The sequence below is a fragment of the Paraburkholderia fungorum genome (assembly GCF_046027605.1).
In the GTDB taxonomy this organism is placed as follows: domain Bacteria; phylum Pseudomonadota; class Gammaproteobacteria; order Burkholderiales; family Burkholderiaceae; genus Paraburkholderia; species Paraburkholderia fungorum_F.
The window spans coordinates 94,607-113,617 of record NZ_JAQQEF010000025.1 but is presented as its reverse complement, the minus strand read 5'-3'; the positions used below and the strand labels follow the sequence as shown (position 1 = coordinate 113,617).

The following is a 19,011-nucleotide window of genomic DNA, read 5'->3' as shown; positions in this document are numbered from 1 at the left end:
AAAGGTTGGCCGATGGTGGAAGCGCGTTCGCGAGCTCGCGCAACCAAGCGAGGCCTCGAAGATTGTCGAAGATTTCACCCGGATCGTCGACTGACCGCTGATGGCCGAACCCGGAAGTTCAATATAGGACCGAGTTCGATTGCGGATTCAACGGGTCGCGGACAACGATTCGGATGATTCGCTCGCGAGCCACGCATCCTTTGGCCAACGCGAATTTTCACGGGCAGAGACGTTCGATCGCCCAGCGCAAGTCCGGGCATCGTCTGGCACTGCAAGTAGCGCAGCGCGACATCAGGACCATTGAGGCGTTTCAAACCCTCTTCACGTTCCTGTCCTCGGGGACGCATGGAAACTGTGCGCCCCTCGCGCACTCCCGCATTCGGGATGCGGGCGCATCAATGCTTGCGATCAACTTCCGTGAACATCGATGTCGAAGTACTTCTGCTCAATGCGCTTGTACGTGCCGTCTTTCAGCATCGAGTCAATCGCCTGATCGACTTTCTGACGAAGTGCAGAGTCGTCCTTGCGAAAGCCAATGCCCGCCCCTTTGCCAAGTGTTTTCGGATCGCTAACATCTTGACCGGAAAAGCCGTAACCGCTGCCCTGCGGTGTCTTTAGAAAGCCGTTGATACCTGCAAGCGCATCCGTGAACGTCGCATCGATGCGACCGGAGCGCAGATCCGGATAGACCTGTTCCTGATTCGCGTACGACACCACGTTGATGCCCGCCGTCGCCCAGTTCGCCTTCGCGTACGCTTCCTGTGTCGAACCTTGAGCGACGCCGACGGCCTTGCCCCGCAACGACTGAACGGTAGGTTGCAAACCGGCGCCATCCTTGGCGATCAGGCGACTCGGCGTGTTAAAAAGGGGCTGGGAGAATGCAACCTGCTCTTCGCGCTTCGGCGTAATCGACATCGCCGACAGGATTGCGTCGAATTTTCTGCCTTTCAGCGCAGGAATGATGCCGTCGAAGCCTGTTTCAACCCATACGCAATGCATCTGCAAGCGCCTGCAGATTTCGTTGCCCAAGTCGATCTCAAAGCCGACGAGTTGCCCAGAAGGTGATTTCGATTCAAAAGGTGCGTAGGTCGGGTCGACGCCAAAGCGTAACTCCGTCATATCCTTTGCCTGTGCGGCCAGCGCGACAATTGCCAGCACGGTACCCAGAATGATGCGTTTCATATGCGTTCCCGTTCGTGTGTTACGCCGGGGACGTTTGCCGCCGGTGCGTGGGGTGAAAGAACCGTGTCGTACGAAAGTCTTCGCAAACTACATCTTCGTCAGTGCGTCGAGTGCCCGCTGCCAGATCTGCCGCGTGCGCAGCGCGATTACGGCGCGCCAGTCGGCATCAGCGGGATAGTAGTGTTCCAGCAGCGCGGCCTTGATCCGCTGCCCCGTCGCGTCGAAAGGATCGCCGTGCAGATGTAACCAGTGGTCGTCGCGCAGCAATCTATGTCCGCGCGCGCCGTCGTATGTGCCGCATTCGATCACGAGTGGGATCAGATCCACGTCGGTAAGCTGGTCGATCAGTGCCTGCGAGGTATAACCGGTCGCCGTCGCTGCGACGCCGCTGTCGGACGACGCGTTCGCCGCAGTGAGAATCCTGTACAGCCAGGGCCCGTACAGCGATTGCGCGATGTCGTGCGCCGACACCTTGCGCTCGGCAATTGCCATCAGCATCGGATGTCCATACGCGCCCGCGCCCGTGTGCAGATCGAAGGCGATGGCAGTGCGAGCGCCTGCGACGCATGCCTTCATGATCTGACGCACTGTGCGGTTCGTCCACGTCGGCTGTGTGCCACCAAAGAAGACGCCGTCCGAATGCCGATACTGTCCCGCTTCGACGATACTGCGCACGCTTGCTTCGCCGAGATTGCGCATGTGCATGGCGAGTTGCTCATCCGCGCGCTGACGCTCCGGTCCGTCGAGATCGCGGCATACGTAGATCTCGTGCAGCGGTTCGTATGCGGTATTCGCCGGTGGTGCGTGAGTAAAGTCGATGTAGTTGCGATTTACGTCGGCGTTGTCTTCATTCACCCGGCGCAGCCACGCCGTGCCCCATGGGTTGACGAGGTGCACGAGCACGACACAGGTATCTTCTGGTAAGGCGTGCTCCCGCAGATGATCGAGCAACGCGATCTGACTGTCGGAGCCGTAATAACCCTCTACGCCGTGGGTTCCCGAAAGCAGCACGAGGCGCTTGTGCGCGCCGGCGGGGCCGACGATCGCGACGTCCGTGGAAAGCGTCTCTCCGCGTGGCCCGCGCATCGGGTGAGGATAGACGACGTGAGTCGCCTTGACACCCGCTGCGGCCTCGAGAAAGCGCTCGCGCTGATTGGCAAAACTCGACGTGTCGAAAATAGTGGCGCTCATTATCGCTTCCGTATCGGTCAGACCTGTTGAATTGGCGCTGCACACTCGGCATCAATTAGCCGCTGCACACCGCGACGGAACCTGAGTGGTCCGGCGTCGATGCCAAGGTCGAGATTCGGCGTGCGCCGGTTTGTCATGCCTTCGTGCACGGCTTCAAGGATCACGCGGTCCTCGTCGAATGCATGTCGCACGTCCTCGTTGAATTGTCGCGACACCGCTTCATCTTGCTGATCGAAATTGCGCATCTGAAACCAGAAGTAGCGCGTATGCGATTCGTCGATCGGTGTCATGAAATTGTATGAGTTCATCAGGAACACCTGGTCGTGCTGCGGTCCGTCGTCGGCACCCGTACCCACCGGCGTGAAGACTGCCTTGATGATCGCGTGCGAGGGAAACCGAACCTCATAGTGCTGCTTGCGGTCGCAGCGTCCCGAGAATCTAACGAACTTCGCATAAAACGGTGCGACATCGACATCGCGCATCCAGCGCGAGACGGTCACGCCGACATCGCTTGCAACGGTTTTCAAGGGCTCGGCTTCACACGCGGCGTTGCCGAACGAGCCCGGATGCACCCACGCGACGTGCGACGGATCGAGCAGATTGTCCGTCACGTAGAGATAGTTGCAGGCTACCGTCATCGCGTCGCCTTCGTTCAAGCCCCATGCCGGATCGCCCCATTCGGGAACATCGAAAATCAAGGCGGTGTCGGCAGCATTGGTCTCGCCCATCCAGATCCAGACGAGACCATAACGCTCTTCGATGGGATAGCTGCGCACCTGCGCCGCCCGTGGAATGCGAGCCAGGGCCGGCGCGCGTACGCATGCACCGGCGCAGTCGAAGGTCAGGCCGTGATATCCGCATTCGATTCGATCGCCAAGCAATCGACCCATCGACAACGGCAGCTTGCGATGCGGACACGCGTCTTCGAGCGCGGCCACGGCCCCTTCGGGCGTGCGAAATAGCACGACCCGTTCGCCGAGCAGTTTCAACGGCATGAGGCACTGCTGGACTTCGGCGCTGCGCGCCGCGACGTACCACGCGTTTCTGACGAACATCGCTGCTTCCTCCGTTTTCATTGCCATCGGGCTCGCGCGCCACCCCACGCAGCCTTTGCATCGACTGTAGAAAGTCAAAATAGAAAAGAACAGCAGTTAGAAAGTGCGATTTACTTTAGAATTTCTAAACCGTCTTTGTCGATACAAACTCGATATGAACAGGCTTGCACCGCTTCGCGCGATCCAGATTTTCGAAACACTTGGTCGTTGCGACGGCCTTGTCGAGACTGCGCGCAGACTCGATATCTCTCCGGGTGCGGTCAGTCAGCAAATCAAGCTGCTCGAAAATTCGCTCGGCGTGAAGCTCGTGACAAAAGAAGCGAAACGGATGCGCTTGACCGCGACGGGCCGCCGATATCATGAGAGTTGCCTCGCGGCGCTCGAAACTTTGCGCATCGCGCAGGACGACATCGAGCGCTCAAAAAACGTGCGCGGCCTCAACATCAGCGCGTTGCCCTCGCTGCTATCGAAGTGGCTTGCGCCGCGCATCAATGCCTGGCAAAAGGAGCATCCAGACGTCAGCGTCTATCTGGATGGCTCGCATGCGGAGCCGTCGCCGGATGTCTACGAGATGGACTTTCGAATCAGCTACGGCGATCGTATCGACGACCCAGGCACCTCCATCGAACTGTTCCGCGATAGCGTCGTGCCGGTATGCAGCCCACGGATCCTGCCGCGCAAGGGCAAAGTTGCGCTTAAGCCCGCTGATCTCGCTGCGTTTGAGTTGATCGCGGTTGACTGGCTGCCAAAGTTCGCTTCGCCGCCGTCGTGGCGCGACTGGTTCGCCGCGAACGGTGTCGAGACATCCACGCTGCACGAGCCGCGTCAGGTGCATTCGCTGTCGAGTGTCGCGATCCAGGCCGCGATCGACGGCCATGGTTTCGCGCTCGCCCAGTGCTCGATGGTCGCAGACGATCTGGCGGCGGGCAGGCTCTCGATGCCCGTTGTTTCGACCATTCCGTTGCCGTGGCCGTACCTTCTTACCTGGAGCGAAAGTACGTTCGATCGTCCGCAGTGCCGTACCTTCCATCGCTGGTTGCTCGCGAGGGCAAGGGAGCAGCAGCGCGATATCGATCTGTTGGCACTTCGCGCGTTGAAGGCGTGATGAACCTGAAACGCAACGCTGAGAGGAAGCCTGCCAATTCAAGGAGCCTCAAGATTGCGCCAAAGCTGATCACAGTGTTGATGATGGAGCGTGCCTGCCGCCAGCGGTTGTTGGCGATCTATGCATGTGCCATGGCCACCATACTGGATCGAATTATTCTCGGGGTCGTCGCACGCCAACTTCCCGATTCTCCGTCACGGCTCGGCGAACGGCTTCCAAAAGGTCGGGGCGCGCCTCGGGGTCGGGGACTTCGATCAGCTTGCGCGGAGCCTTGGTTTGGGGCTTCAGTGTCACACCGTCAAGTTTTTGCGGCGCAGTCATAGTTCGTCTCCGGCTTCGATCACAGCTAATTCGGACGGCAGGCCCGGTCTTGCTTCTGGTTTCCGAAAATCACGCTTTCGGATCTTTACTGAGTAGGAAACTGTGGACTCGTGCGTCGTGCGTCTCCATGCTTCGTCGGCGCGTTGCTGGGCCGATTTCACGGTATATGCGACCCCTTGCTTGCCCTTCGGACCTGGCGAAAACGCCGAAGTCAGACCGGAAAATACCCGGCGGACGGTCGTGGGGACCATGGCGCACTCCGCGTTTGTGTCGGAATGATAAGTCTAGGTCTTTACGCGCAACTCCCGATACTGTACGTTTACACAGTACTTTGGCGAGTCCACTATGGACGCTAGAGGACGCCTCAAGCGAAACCGTGCCGTTACGATCACGTTGCGCCAAGGGAGTCCGCGTCAATCCACTACGCCCTTAAGAGAGTGCTAATGGAATCAGGGAAGCTCGCCGGATTATCCGCAGCCTTCGGCATCAGCAACGAGAGCCAGGCGCACAGGAGTCGATGGAGCGTGTCCAGTACGAACAGGATGCGTTCGTCCGTCGGGAGGATTGAAATGACTGATGAGCTGCGACGGCAACTCCGCGAAGTTGAGCAAGCCCTGGCGGCACTTGAAGGCGTGATCGCGGTGCGAAGAGAGTACATTTCGCTGCTTCAGCGTTTGGGATCTCGTGACAAGGAGCTGGCGTCCCTCGACGCGCTTATGACCGCCTGGTCACATCTGCAGTCGCAGCGAGACTGCCTTGCCGCCGCTATCGCCAGCGGGGCCCGGTGACTAGCGTCGCAGAATGTCCAGGTCGCATGTCGGTCAATATCGATTGCGGTTGGGCGCAAGGTGATGGCATACGCGCCCTATGGTGCTGGAGGTGCTGGACCGTCGAGACATGCGGATCAGTGGCCTTGCACGGTGCTGAAGGAGCAAACGGCTCCCACGAATATCAGCGTGATGCGCTCGGCGGCAAAATCAACGCGCTCCGGCACACCTGGTAGCGCCACTTAATCGACAACATCCATGGTCTTGACAGGCGATCTACCGACGTTTGTGACGGAGTTCGCGCCCCGCGTAGACGGCAGAAAACAGGCCGACGATGACGGCCGCTACGGCCAACGATTCATCTTGTCGTCCGGAGGGGGCCGACGACGTTGCATAAAACCAGAGGCACATTCCGATTGCCGTCATGAACATGCCAAAGACAAGCCCCCACACCGGCCCCGCCGTATCGGAGCTTCCTAATCTGTGAGACATTTTCATCGCTATACTCCCCGTCCCGTACCAACATTCCTGATTGCCGCAGCCTGCGAGTTCTGCATTGGCACGATCTTACGGTAGCGTATGCGGCCAAAAAAACGTCATCAACAAGCCAAATTATGATTGAGGTCTTTTAGAGTCTTGCGATCAAACGGACAGACCTCCATGAAAGAGAGGGCAACCGTTTTGTGTGTCCGAGACAACCGTATCTTGCTGGCGTGATCGTCAAAAAGTCCTGCTGGAAAGCGCTGAGTCCAGCTTGAAGACCGTCACGACTTCGCGCATCCCATTGGACTGCGCTGCCAGCGACTGCGCTGCCGCCGATGCTTCCTCCACGAGCGCGGCATTCTGCTGTGTAACATCGTCCATTTGCGCCACCGCCCGGTTCACCTGTTCGATGCCAGCGTGCTGCTCCTCCGACGCTGCAGCGATCTCGTTCATGAGGCTGGCCACGCGTTTTGAGGAGGCGACTACTTCATCGATCGTGCCGCCGGTCTCGTCCACCAGTTTTGAGCCTTCGTCGACATGGGCAGCAGACTCACCGATCAGTTCCTTGATTTCCTTGGCGGCACTCGCGCTGCGCTGCGCGAGACTGCGGACCTCGGAAGCGACTACCGCGAATCCACGCCCCAGTTCGCCAGCGCGCGCCGCTTCTACCGCGGCGTTTAGCGCAAGAATGTTGGTTTGGAACGCAATCCCTTCGATCACGCCGATGATCTGCTCGACTCGCTTAGATGAATCGGAAATTCTGTGCATTGTCTCGACCACCCGCCGGACCATTTCGCCGCCGCGCTCGGCGGTCGTCGAAGCGTTCACTGCCAGCACGTTCCCCTGCCGTGCGTTATCGGTGTTGTGCTTTACGGCCGTGGTGAGTTCGCCCATGCTGGCGGACGTCTGTTCGAGCGATGCGGCCTGCTCTTCGGTGCGCGAGGACAGATCCATGTTGCCGACTGCAATTTCCTTTGCCGCGGTATCGATGGCACTCGCACCGTCTCTCACCGCACTGATCGTTTCGACCAGTTTGCTTTGCATCGCCTTGAGGCCGTTCATCATCTGACCCATTTCGTCGGATGAGCGAACCTCCACGCGTGCGGTCAGATCGCCCCCGGCAATCGCCCTGAAGTGATGGAGGGCCTCCTCGATCGGGCGGCCGATCGCGCGTTGCAGCGATCGCCATGCAAGCGCTGCGGCCACCAGCGCGAATGCGACTCCTGCTATCGCGATACCGACAAACCAGTCAAAGCGCGTCTCGGCCCGAGCATAAGACGACTGCGCGATCCTCGCCTGTATCTGCTCAAGCGCATCGATTCTACTGGTGACATCGCCGTATTGCGCCGCTGACATAGCTGACACGGCAGATGTGATTTTGACCGCATCTGCGGACGCAATAGCCTGAAAAACCGGCTCGTAGCCGGTCGTCACGAGATCTTTCAATCTTTGATCGACTTCGCCAGCGCCTCGCGCTTCGTCCGCGTCGGAAATCGGCAACGCGCGATAAGCGCCCCACGCGTTATTTGACCGATCGAGCTGGTCTTTTGCGTTCCGCGCGTATTTCGCCACGTCAGACCCAGCGGGGTTGAGCGCGATGCGGAATATCCAGAGGCGTGCCCTCGCGAGCGCGACACTTGTTTCGCTGAGTGCAACCGACGAAGCAAGCTGATCGGAATAGAGTTGCTGCAGATTGCTGTTGCTCATCGCGACACCGCTGACGCCCATTGTCCCTCCGGCAATCAGCAGGATGCTCAGGAAGCCCATCGCCAACGCCAGGCGACGGCGGATTGAAAGCCCTTTAATCATGATGGAAGGAAGTGGCAGTTACGTCTTTATTGCGTTGACATGGGAACGGTATGTCGGAAACGGCTGTCGCGCAAACGGCAACCCCGTATGCCTGATCTGCGGCGATGTAAATTGCCTCTGACCTTCCAGATGACATGTTGCTGTCGAGCAGCATATGAACCTCCATATCCATATTTTCACCTCTATCTATTGCATGTTGGAGTAGCGGGCACCTGCTGCATCTGGCTATTCCCGGACAGCGGTATTGACACGAATAGACCATCCCTTTCGTATGCGTGATTTACGGCCCGCCTGTCAGAAACTTAAGATTGGCGTGTAACGCTTACTGATCCGGTCTGCGGGCATGCAGCCGCCACCTGCCTCACGCTCAGGCCCGTCAGCAGGGGTTCGCGGATCATCAAGCTGCTGAACGGACGCAAGCCAACGGCAACCCGACGCTGTCATGCATAGCTGCTATGCGTCTCGCGCAAAGGTTAATTCGTACACCCCCCGGCATAATCTGACGCGCACCTCAGCGCGGGCTTCTTTCGACGCATCTGCCGCGCACGAAAAAAAACGATAGGCGCCCTCTGCCTGACGGAGATACACCTCATGCAACCTTGGTACAGCACCATGGCGGCCGCCCAGCGCCGGACTTTCTGGGCCTGCTTTCTCGGCTGGGTTCTCGATGCGATGGACGTGCAGTTCTTCGCATTCGTCATTCCGACCTTGTTGACCACGTGGGGCATGACGAAAGCGCAAGCCGGCGTGATCGGCACCTCGGCACTGGTTTCGTCGGCGATCGGCGGCGTCATCGCCGGCGTGCTCGCGGACCGCATCGGCCGCGTGCGCGTACTCAAGCTTGCGATCTTATGGTTCTCGCTGTTCACCGGGCTTTCAGCCTTTACGAATAGTTTTCATGAGCTGCTTCTCACGCGTAGCCTGCAAGGTCTTGGCTTCGGCGGCGAATGGGCCGCGGGCGCGATCCTGATCGGCGAGGTCGTCGACAAGCGCATTCGCGGCCGTGCGGTCGGCTCTGTGCAAAGCGGCTGGCCGGTCGGCTACGCTTTGGCGGCGCTTGCTTACTGGGTACTGTTCCACCTGTTGCCCGAACATCTCGCGTGGCGCGTGCTCTTCTTCATCGGCCTCCTGCCCGGCCTGCTCGTGCTCTGGATGCGCCGTAACATCGACGAATCGGAAGCATTCGAAGCCGCCGCCGCTTACCGCGACAAACGCAGTTCTTTCGAAACCTTTGCGAACATCTTCGCGCGGGACGTGATCTCGCGCACCGTGCTTGCTTCATTGATGGCGGCGGGTGCGCTCGGCGGCAACTACACGATCCTCACGTGGCTCGTCACGTATCTGCGTGAGACGCAAAGCCTGACAGTCAACCTCACGACGATCTATCTGGCCGTCAACATCTTCGGCTCGTTCTGCGGCTATATCGGCATGGCGTATCTGAGCGACGGCATCGGCCGACGTTGGACTTTTGCACTGTCCGCAGCCGGCGCGACCCTGACAGTGCTGGCCTATACCCTTCTGCATCTGCCGCTCTCCACACTGCTCGTGCTTGGCTTCCCGCTCGGATTTTTCCAGTCGGGCATTGTGTCGGGCATGGGTGCGTGCTTCACCGAGCTGTTTCCCGCGCAGATTCGCGCATCGGCCGGCGGCTTTTCGTACAACTTCGGCCGGGGCATCGGAGCCCTCGTGCCCGCGGCCGTCGGCATGATGAGTGCATCGGCCGGACTTGGGGAAGCGATCGGCGTGTGGGCTGCCGTCTCCTACGTGCTTGTCTTTATCGTCGCCGTGTTCCTGCCAGAAACCCGTAACAAGGAGCTTGAAGTTCATGTCTGAAACCGCACAACTGCGCAACGGCGGCCGCATCCTCGTTGATGCGCTTGCGCGCAACGGCGCCGATACCGTCTACTGCGTGCCCGGCGAAAGCTATCTGGCCGTGCTCGACGCGTTGCACGACGCGCACGGCATCCGCACCATCACGACCCGTCATGAAGGCGCCGCTTCGAATATGGCGGATGCGTACGGCAAGCTCACGGGCCGCCCCGGCATCTGCTTCGTGACGCGCGGCCCGGGTGCGACGCACGCGAGCAACGGCGTGCACACCGCCAGCGAAGATTCGACGCCGATGATTCTGTTCATCGGGCAGGTGGAGCGCGGCTTCATCGGACGCGGCGCGTTTCAGGAAGTCGACTACCGGCAGATGTTCGGCGGCATCGCCAAGTGGGTCACGCAGATCGACAGCATCGAACGCATCCCCGAAATCATCGCGAAGGCCTATAGCGTGGCGATGTCGGGCCGCCCCGGGCCGGTCGTGATCGCCTTGCCCGAGGACGTGCTCTTCAGTTTCGCCGAGGTGAATGATGCGCTACCCGTGCGCATCGCGCAGGCGGCGCCCGAGCCGCAGGCGATGGGCGCGCTGCGCACTTTGCTCGCACAGGCAGAGCGTCCGCTCGTGATTGTCGGCGGCACGGGCTGGAACGCCGACGCCTGCGCCGCGCTCAAGCGCTTCGTCCACGCCAACCGCTTGCCGGTGGCGGCGTCGTTCCGTCGTCAGGACCTGTTCGATAACCGCGACGCGCACTACGCAGGCCAACTCGGACTCGGCGTGTCGCCCGAACTCGCGCAGCGTGCGCGCGACGCCGACTTGCTGATCGTGATCGGCTCACGGCTCGCGGAGACCACCTCGTCGGGTTACAGCGTGTTCGAAAGCCCCGTGCCGAAGCAGACGATGATTCACGTCCATCCCGATGCCGAGGAGCTGGGTCGTGTCTATCAGGCGCGCCTGCCGATCAACGCGTCGCTGAGCGCGTTCGCACTGGCACTCGACGAGGTGGCGCCGATCGCGGCCGCGGAGCAGCAGCGCTGGCACGCGTGGACCGAGTCGGCACGCGCAAACTACGTTGCGCACTCGACGCCGCAACCTGGACGCCCGGAAATCACGGGCGTCGATCTCGCGCAGGTCGTCGCTCATCTGAACGAAGTCCTGCCCGACGACGCGGTGATCTCAAACGGCGCGGGCAATTACACGGTCTGGGTCCATCGCTTCTACCGTTATCGCAGCCTCGCGACGGAACTCGCACCGACCAACGGCGCCATGGGCTACGGCTTCCCGGCGGCGATCGCGGCAAAGCTCAGGAATCCGCAACGTCAGGTCGTCTGCTTCGCGGGCGACGGCTGCTTCATGATGTACCCGCAGGAACTCGCGACGGCGGTCCAGTTCGGCGCACCGCTCATCGTCATCCTGGTGAACAACGGGATGCTCGGCACGATCCGCATGCATCAGGAACGCGAGTATCCGGGACGCGTGTCGGCGACGCAGTTCGTCAATCCCGATTTCATCGCGATGGCGCGGGCGTTCAACGCGCATGCCGAGTTGGTTGAGCGCACGGAAGATTTCCCGGCAGCGTTCGAACGCGCGCAGCGCGCGGGCGTGGCGGCGCTCATCGAGCTGCGCACCGACCCGCGGCAGATCACGCCGGCGAACCGTTTGAGCGCGTGAGGCCGGCAATACAGATGCAAGGGGAAACGATCATTGGCGGTGAAGCGATCAAGGGAGCAGGCGGTGCAATGTGCGCGCAGGCCACCGTACCCGATGCACTATTGCCCGAAGCGCTGCAAGAAGGAAAACCGCTCGACATCTGGCGCCTGCGAGACGGCTAGTTGACACGATTGACGCGTCGGTGGCAGTCAGGGACGCAGCCTCGCGCCTGGCCGCCGCTTTCCGCGCTCACGTATCGGCAGACAGCGGCTCGTCCGACGCGAGCAAGGTTGTGCCGGGCCAGGCGCCGTTGCCGACCAGCTCGGCGGCGAGTTCGCGGATCGTATGCGCGACGTTCCAGACGCCTTCCGGCATCGTGCGGTTCTGCGGCCATGCGATGGCCACATCGCGCCGCACGACGGGATTGACTAGCGGAAAGCACCGGAGCCGCCCGGCCGCGGCTTCTTCCACGACTGAAGCGGCCGGCAGCACCGTGCAGCCACATCGTTCCATCACGAGCCGCTTCGTCAGCGAGATCGAACCGTCGCATTCGAGCGCGATGTTTGGCGTGAAGTTGTGCCGCGCGGCCAGTGTTTCCACGAGCTGACGCAAACCATGGTGGGTGCTCGGCAGGATCAGGGGGACGTCGCCAAGCGCCTCTACGTCGACAGGGCCGTCGCGGAGCGCGTAGCCCGCGGGCGTGACGAGGCAGATGTCCTCGGCGAGCAACACGTCGTGTTGCATCGTGCCGCGATGTTCGGGCACGTACATCACCGCAAGGTCGATCTCGCCCTCGCTGAGCCGACTCAGGATCTGACTCGCTAGCCCCTCGACGAACCGGATGCGCGTGTTGGGGTAGCGCGCCTTGAGCCGGCGTCCGAGATAGCCGAACATGATGCGCGCGATGGTAGGCTGGGCCGCGATCGCCAGGTTGACCGGCCCGCGCTCGTCGCCGCTGCGCATCGCCTGACTCGCTTCATGGAGCGTGCGCTCGAGCGTCAGCGCGTAGCCGAGCAACTGTTCGCCGCGCTCGGTCAGCCCGACACCACGGCCGCTACGCCTGAAGAGCCTCACACCCAGTTCGGCTTCGAGCAAACCGATGCGCCGGCTGATCGTCGATTGATTCGCGCCCACCTCCATCGCGGTACGCGAAAAACTGCCTGTTTTCGCGACGTGCGCGAATATTTCGAGGTCGTCCGAGTTCATAGCCTACTGGCGGCGGTTACAGAGGGCGTCATGAACGCATCGCGCACTCATGCCGCGCGATCGCCGTTGTTAATGTCGTTTCGGGTGTGGATCGCGTCGGGTCCGCGCATCATACGCCTGTCTTCGCTAGATTCGGCATTTCGCTGAGCATGGTTGGAGCCGCCCTACTTCGAATGGCAAACGAAAACGAGATCGTATGAATCGAAGGTATCGGGATTTATACCGCCCAGTTCACTCGCCCGTGCAATCGCGCGGTCCAGGGAACCGGCGTCGAGCGATTCCATCAGAAGTAGCCCGGCGAAAGCACCTTCCGAACTTCGGCGCATGGACTTTTCCTGCGTGGCAATGGATGTCGCATCGTTTTTGACGGACATGACCTGTACGTTCGCGACCCAATCGACTTTCGCTAACGTATTCACCACTTCTAATCCTTCCTCACCGCTCAGGTGATCTGGCAATGCGTCCTCGAAGCGCGCGATGGCAACGTGGCCACCGTGTCCCGCTGGGTCGCCGCCTTGCGCGACAATGCGGCCACCACCGCGGCGAAATTGCTCCAGCGTTGGCATGATCCGTTGCGTCCACGGAGTCGGACTGTTCAATCGTTCGAGGTAGCCAGGGCTCGCCATCACGTCCGCATTGTCGAGTTCGTAGAGCATCATGTATTCCGAAGGCCGGCTGTCACGTCGCTTGAAGACCCGTCCGGATCGAAATCCCGGCACGCTCACACGTTCGAAAATGTGCTCCCGTGTGAGCCAGTGCATGTAGTCCGTCTCAGATTCGGCTGCGATCGTGCTCCAGATGGCGAGCAAGCCGGTTTCTTCTTTGATCATCTGCGTTTTCTCCATCTGCTTTTCAGTAAGTCGAGGCCATATTTTCCGCCGCGCAGGGCGAAGGACCCCCAAAAGGATCAGTAACTCGCCTGCCCAGAGACAGGCTCGCACTCGCCGGCAATTTCAGCCGTTGAGTCGAGGCGGTTCATGTCGACGCCGGCGGTCTCGGGTCCGATGGCGATCATGCAGAACGACAAAATATTGAGCGCGCCAACAAGGGCGACGAGCGCCCAGGGAGAGCCATTGCCCAGATGCAGCAACCACGCGGCGACAACCGGAATCGGGCCGCCAGCGAACAGGCTCGCGCCGGTGAAGGCGAGCGCCGAACCGGAATACCGGACATTGGTCGGAAACGCTTCGGCGAAAGCGACAGGCTGAATTCCGGTTTGGACCTGCGTGAAGGCCATGAAAAGACCCATGGCTATCGCCATCGGTACGAAGCTTCGGGTGGCGAGTACCTGAAAATAGAACATCATGATCACGAAGGTCGCGGCGGACGCGAGCAGCAATGCGCGTTTGCGACCAATCCGGTCACTCAGCAAGCCACCACCAATCGAACCCGCGATAGCACATGCATTGGCGATCATCAGCAACATGAACCCGGTCTGCTTGGGCACACCAAGCGTGTTCGTCAGGTAGCTCAATGTGAACACGACGGCGAGATAGAAAAGTGCAGTCGGTCCGCAGAAGAACAGCATCATGCGAATGATGGTCTTGTAATGCAGGCGAAACGCATCCCTTAACGGGCTTCCAACCTTGGCGACTGCGGACTGCTGCATCTTGACGAACGCCGGTGTCTCGGCAACGCGCAGCCGGATATAGATACCGACCAGCACCAGCACAAAGCTCAGCACGAAGGGAATACGCCAGCCGTAGCTGATGAAGGCACCCGCGCTCATCGTCGATGAGAGCAACAGAAGCACCGCGTTGGCCACTATCTGGCTCAACGGAGCACACATGCCTATCAGACCCGAGTATTTGCCTCGCCGATCCGCGGGAGCGTGCTCGAGCGCCATGAGCTGGCCGCCAGTGGACTCGCCGCCGAGCGCAAAGCCCTGAATGATGCGAAGAATCACAAGCAGGAGCGGCGCATAGACGCCAATCTGCGCATACGTCGGCAGAAGCCCCATCAGCACCGAGGTGAGGCCCATAACCGATACCGTACCGAGCATCAGGTTGCGCCGACCAATCTTGTCGCCAAAGTAACCGCAGATGATCGCCCCGAGCGGGCGCGCAGCCAACCCGACGCTAAAAGTAGCCAGCGAAGCGAGCATGGCGGAACTCGAATCCATTGCCGGAAAGAACAGTTTCGGCAACACGGTGGCTGCGACTGATCCGTAGAGCGTGAAATCGAACCATTCGAGCGCCGTGCCGAGCGTAGCGGCACTCACCGCCCGGTTGGCCATGGAGGGCGCGGCAGCTTCATCTGTAACGTGGTTCATGCATGTCTCCTGCTGCTTTTTAAAGAGGCAACTGTGCCTTGTCTAGTTGATAATTTACTTCGTCATACTAAATACTAAATCCCGAACGAAACGTGAATTTCGTTTCGCTATTCCGCTATATCAAGAAGCGCATGAACCGCGCACACCGGAAACGGCCGGCTCTAGCGCTCGGCGCCTGCCGTGCGGTCAACGCCTTGCATGGCCTGCTTAAGCATGGGCGACACGCCGCTTGCATCGGACAATTCCGTAGCGGTCGACATGAGCGCCGGAGCAAGTTCTTTCATTCGTTTTTCTGTCAGGCGCGACATCGGCCCAGCGATGATCAGGATTGCGTGCACTTCGCCATTAGCCGTGCGCACAGGCGTTGCCATGGAACTCATGGCGGGCAGAAACATGTCTTGCGTAGTCGCGTACCCGTTCTTACGCGCAAGCTCAATCATTGGCAGCAGAGCTTTGAAGGTTGTCGGTGCACGCGGACCAAAGTCAGACGGCATGCCAAAGCCCTGTTTCGACACAAGGCTTAACGCATCTTCTTCGCTCTTGCCCGCTAGCCAGATCATGCCTGCGGCGCTGCAGGATAGGGTCACCGCGCGGCCCATCTCGGGGTCGTAGCGAATGCCTTGCCGCGCACCTTGCGCCTTGGCGACGTAAATCAGTTGCTCTCCGTCGACGATTGCAAGCCGGATCAATTCACCCGACGTCGTGGCGAGCCGCTCCAAAATGGGCTGCGCGACGTCCACCACGCCGCCGGCGCTCAGAAACCTCAGGCCCAGCGAGGGCATTTTCATGGTTAGGGAAAATTCACCGCGCCGTTCGTCTTTTCTCACATAGCCCTGTTCGACGAGGTCCGCGAGCAGACGATGAGTCGCGCTAACCGGCAGATCGAGCGTGCTGGAAAGTTCTGAAAGTGTTTTGCCCTCTGGCGCATTGGCGAGGTTTTCCAGTACACGGAGGATACGTTCGGCTACGGCGCTCATTGCTTGTCACCTGAATCCACGGATTCGCTGCGGCACGTCCCATGACGCGCCCATTCGACACAGGCCCCATCATATTGGAAAGTCTTTCCAAAATGCAAACACTTTCCGAAATCGTGCGCGGCGGAGCAGTAATGGTTGCGCCCCGCCTGCGTCTACTCTGTTTGTAGCCGTGCCGCGACTGCGGCACGCGCAGCAGAACTTCAGCCGGCGTATCGTGTTTCACTCACAGCCCTGAAAAGCCCCCCCACACTACGCCCTCATGCAACGGCCACAGCATCGACTTCAGACGGTGGCGCGGGAACGAGGTGATATTCGCGGTACTCAGCCCCGTGCTATCCACCGTGATGATGTCCTCCACGAGCCCTTTAAACCCGGCTCGGAAATGATTTGCGCCTTTCAGCGCGATGATTTTCCTTTTACCCGCATCAATGCCGTGCAAGGCGAACGGCTCCATGTCATATATCTGCTCGGCGCGGGAAGCGACAATGATGTCGACACCCTGGATGACCAGGCGGCACATGGCACCCAGATCGAAGCGGACGCCGTCGAACATCGAGCCTGGGCGATTGACGAAACGGCCGTCGGTGATCGCCTTCACATAGGCTTCCGCTTCGATCGGCGCGCCCTGGAATCTCCCTAGCTTTCCTCCCAGCGAAACGCGTAGCGTCCCCCCAACGCCAACAGCGATCGCTTGCCGCACGACCTCCGCATCATTGATCGAAGCAAAGCACACCGTGTCGGGAGCCGGCGCCGCATCAAGCAAGGCGCGCAACAGATAGGTGCCATCGCCGGGCGTGCCCCCGCCGGGGTTATCGGCGTACTCGTTGATCACGACCGGACCGGCGCTGGTCGCGAGAGCGCGCGCCACGCCCTCGGCCGGTGAAGGAAATTGCGGACGAAAATCTTCGCGATGATCCCAGATCCACTGTGCGACCTGCTCTGCGCAGCGCATCGCCAGCGCCGGGTCGTCGTTGGTCGTGCAAATCGCCGCCGGACACGGCGATGCGATATCCGCATAGGGAAAGCCATGAAACCACGAACAATCGAGCACGCCAGGTAGCGCTTCGAGCTGGGCACATAGTTCGTTGACTTTGGCCGGCACGAAGCCCTCGTTGGTGGTCACGATATAAGGCAACATCGGCAAGGTACAGACATGCGTGGCCGGCTTCACCTCGCCCCTGATCATCTTGACCATGAGATCGACGCACTCGATGCCACGGTCATAAAAATCGGTGTGGGGATAAAGAATGCAGGGCAGCGCAATATCGACGGCGTGCTGCATTTGCTCAGTCATATTGCCGTGCAGGTCATAGGCTGCCGCAATCGGTACATGCGTGCCGACCAAGGTGCGCACGGCAGCGGCCAGATCCCCCTCGATGTCCTCGATGCCATCGGCCACTCCCGCGCCATGCAAGGCAAGCAACACGCCGTCAACCGGCAACGCCTGCTCAATGCCTGCGAGAATCGCCTGCTTCATGTGAGCGTAAGCGTTGCCTTCGATCGTGCCCGAGGGCGTGGCTTGCCCGAGGAACGTGTGGATCAAGTGAGCGCCGTGCTTGCGGGCGCCCTCGATATACCCGCCGACCTGATGATTGGAGCCGGTAAAAATGCCTGGAATTTCGTCGCCATAGTATTGCTCGAACGACGCCAAGGGCGTCTGGCCCGCGACATCCGCGGCGTAGGTATTGGTTTCGTGGATGATGCCACCCATAACGAAACGCATCGGTTTGTCTGTCGTCGACATAATCTTCTCCGGGGATAGGGTTTGAGGAGCGCGCGCTCAGCGATTGACCAGCTTGCGATCGAAGCTCAGCGCCATCAATGCCCCGAACGTCAGGCAGCCGGCGACGATGTAGATAGCCGGGTCGGTCGTGTGGAATTCGTCCTTGACCCAGCCGATCAGGTAGGGGCTCACGAACCCGCCGATATTGATGGCGGAGTTGATCACGCCAATGCTGGCCGCCGCGGCGGCGCCGCCGAGAAAGGCCGTCGGCACCGACCACATGATCGGCGAATAGCTGATGATGCCGGCCGCGGCGATTGACATGGTGATCACCGTAAGCACGACACTGTGGCTTGTCCAGACACTGGCGGTGAGGCCCGCGGCGCCGAGCAGCAACACGATGGCCAGATGCCAGCGACGCTCGCGCATGCGGTCGGAGCTGCGCCCGAAGGTCACCATGGCGATTACGGCCACCAGATAGGGAATCGCGCTGAGAAAACCGACCGTGGTGGCCGTGGTCACGCCGGATGCCTTGATCAGCGTGGGCAGATAAAAGCCCAGGGTATAGAGGCCCATCATCGCCGGGAAACCTGTCAGGATAATTTTCCAGATGCGTGCATCGGTGAAAACTTTGAGCAGCGGCAGGTGCTCGCGCGTCTTCTCGTCCTTCCCGAGTTCATGAACGATCAATTGCTTTTCCTGCGGGCTTAGCCAACGCGCGGCGCTAACCGAATTGTCGAGAATGAGCAGCGCGCCGATCGCCAGGGGAATCGTCGGCAACGCTTCGAGACCAAACATCCATTGCCATCCCGAGTGGCCGGCAACATGATGAAAGGTATCCATCAGCCAACCGGAAAGCGGATTTCCAATCAAGCCGGCAATCGGAATGCCAGCCTGAAAGCAGGCTGTCATTTTGGCGCGGCGATGGTTGGGAAACCAATAGGTCAGGTACAGAATCACGCTCGGGTAAAAGCCGGCCTCGGCCACGCCCAACAGCAGGCGAACCGTGTAGAACTGCCACTGGGTGGTCACGAAAGCCATCAGCCCCGAAAGCAGGCCCCAGGTGATCATGATCCGCGCGATCCAGAGCTTCGCGCCGATACGATGCATGAGCAGATTGCTCGGCACTTCGAAAATCAGATACCCAAGAAAGAAGAGCCCTGCGCCAAGACCGTAGGCCGTCTCGCTGAACCGTAGATCAGTCAGCATATTCAGCTTGGCAATACCGATATTGATGCGATCCAGAAAGGCGACCACATAGCACAACATCAGGAAAGGAATAAACCTGAGCGCGACCTTGCGGTAAGTCGCCTCTTGAAAGGCGCTCGTGTGGACGGCCTCGTCGACGATGGTCGACGTGTCGATTGGGGTTTCAATCATGGAACTGGGTTTCCTTGACGGTGCATCTCGATGCGCTAACGCTGGATGCTGTGATGGACGGTTGG

At 60.2% G+C, this 19,011-nt stretch carries 15 protein-coding genes; 5 read left to right on the top strand and 10 right to left on the bottom strand.

The genetic code is table 11. The features are described from left to right. Positions 1–408: 408 nt before the first annotated feature. The 3 genes from PQR53_RS30785 to PQR53_RS30775 form a co-directional block, all read right to left on the bottom strand. Positions 409–1,182 carry an ABC transporter substrate-binding protein gene (locus PQR53_RS30785; RefSeq protein WP_408462670.1) on the bottom strand — a complete coding sequence of 258 codons (774 nt, stop codon included), beginning with the start codon at positions 1,180–1,182 and terminating at the stop codon, positions 409–411. 87 nt (positions 1,183–1,269) lie between these two features. After that, the gene (locus PQR53_RS30780; RefSeq protein ID WP_408462667.1) at positions 1,270–2,373 is read right to left on the bottom strand and encodes a DUF2817 domain-containing protein; all 1,104 of its coding nucleotides are present in this window, start codon (positions 2,371–2,373) and stop codon (positions 1,270–1,272) included. A gap of 17 nt (positions 2,374–2,390) precedes the next feature. Then, complete coding sequence (locus PQR53_RS30775; RefSeq protein WP_408462664.1) at positions 2,391–3,428, bottom strand: aromatic ring-hydroxylating dioxygenase subunit alpha; 1,038 nt, start codon at positions 3,426–3,428, stop codon at positions 2,391–2,393. A 154-nt stretch (positions 3,429–3,582) separates the two neighbouring features. On the opposite strand from PQR53_RS30775, the gene PQR53_RS30770 reads away from it, so the two are divergent. Then, positions 3,583–4,533 carry a LysR substrate-binding domain-containing protein gene (locus PQR53_RS30770; protein WP_408462661.1) on the top strand — a complete coding sequence of 317 codons (951 nt, stop codon included), beginning with the start codon at positions 3,583–3,585 and terminating at the stop codon, positions 4,531–4,533. Between the two features lie 890 nt (positions 4,534–5,423). Next, complete coding sequence (locus PQR53_RS30765; RefSeq protein ID WP_408462658.1) at positions 5,424–5,642, top strand: hypothetical protein; 219 nt, start codon at positions 5,424–5,426, stop codon at positions 5,640–5,642. Between the two features lie 699 nt (positions 5,643–6,341). Here the strand turns inward: PQR53_RS30765 and PQR53_RS30760 are convergent. Next, a complete protein-coding gene (locus PQR53_RS30760) occupies positions 6,342–7,913 on the bottom strand; it encodes a methyl-accepting chemotaxis protein (RefSeq protein ID WP_408462655.1) in 1,572 nt (523 codons plus the stop codon). A 591-nt stretch (positions 7,914–8,504) separates the two neighbouring features. Here PQR53_RS30760 and PQR53_RS30755 point away from each other — a divergent pair. The 3 genes from PQR53_RS30755 to PQR53_RS30745 are packed head-to-tail and all read left to right on the top strand — an operon-like array spanning position 8,505 to position 11,570. Next, a complete protein-coding gene (locus PQR53_RS30755; protein WP_408462652.1) occupies positions 8,505–9,746 on the top strand; it encodes an MFS transporter in 1,242 nt (413 codons plus the stop codon). Further along, a complete protein-coding gene (locus tag PQR53_RS30750) occupies positions 9,739–11,409 on the top strand; it encodes a thiamine pyrophosphate-binding protein (RefSeq protein ID WP_408462650.1) in 1,671 nt (556 codons plus the stop codon). The genes PQR53_RS30755 and PQR53_RS30750 overlap by 8 nt, the downstream gene beginning before the upstream one ends. Before the next feature lie 14 nt (positions 11,410–11,423). Continuing rightward, the gene (locus tag PQR53_RS30745) at positions 11,424–11,570 is read left to right on the top strand and encodes a hypothetical protein (protein WP_408462647.1); all 147 of its coding nucleotides are present in this window, start codon (positions 11,424–11,426) and stop codon (positions 11,568–11,570) included. Between the two features lie 67 nt (positions 11,571–11,637). Here PQR53_RS30745 and PQR53_RS30740 read toward each other — a convergent pair whose 3' ends face one another. From PQR53_RS30740 to PQR53_RS30715, 6 genes are all read right to left on the bottom strand, one after another. Further along, entirely contained in the window at positions 11,638–12,594 is a 957-nt protein-coding gene (locus tag PQR53_RS30740) for a LysR family transcriptional regulator (RefSeq protein WP_408462644.1), read from the bottom strand. Positions 12,595–12,758: 164 nt separating this feature from the next. Continuing rightward, positions 12,759–13,424 (bottom strand): hypothetical protein, encoded by a 666-nt coding sequence (locus PQR53_RS30735; protein WP_408462641.1) that lies wholly within the window; start codon positions 13,422–13,424, stop codon positions 12,759–12,761. Positions 13,425–13,501: 77 nt separating this feature from the next. After that, positions 13,502–14,866 carry an MFS transporter gene (locus PQR53_RS30730; protein WP_408462638.1) on the bottom strand — a complete coding sequence of 455 codons (1,365 nt, stop codon included), beginning with the start codon at positions 14,864–14,866 and terminating at the stop codon, positions 13,502–13,504. A gap of 161 nt (positions 14,867–15,027) precedes the next feature. After that, on the bottom strand, positions 15,028–15,843 hold the full coding sequence (locus PQR53_RS30725; protein ID WP_408462635.1) for an IclR family transcriptional regulator: 816 nt from the start codon (positions 15,841–15,843) through the stop codon (positions 15,028–15,030). A gap of 223 nt (positions 15,844–16,066) precedes the next feature. Beyond that, a complete protein-coding gene (locus PQR53_RS30720) occupies positions 16,067–17,587 on the bottom strand; it encodes a M81 family metallopeptidase (RefSeq protein WP_408462632.1) in 1,521 nt (506 codons plus the stop codon). A gap of 36 nt (positions 17,588–17,623) precedes the next feature. Further along, positions 17,624–18,946, bottom strand: a complete 1,323-nt coding sequence (locus PQR53_RS30715; protein ID WP_408462629.1) for an MFS transporter — start codon at positions 18,944–18,946, stop codon at positions 17,624–17,626. Between the last annotated feature and the right edge of the window lie 65 nt (positions 18,947–19,011).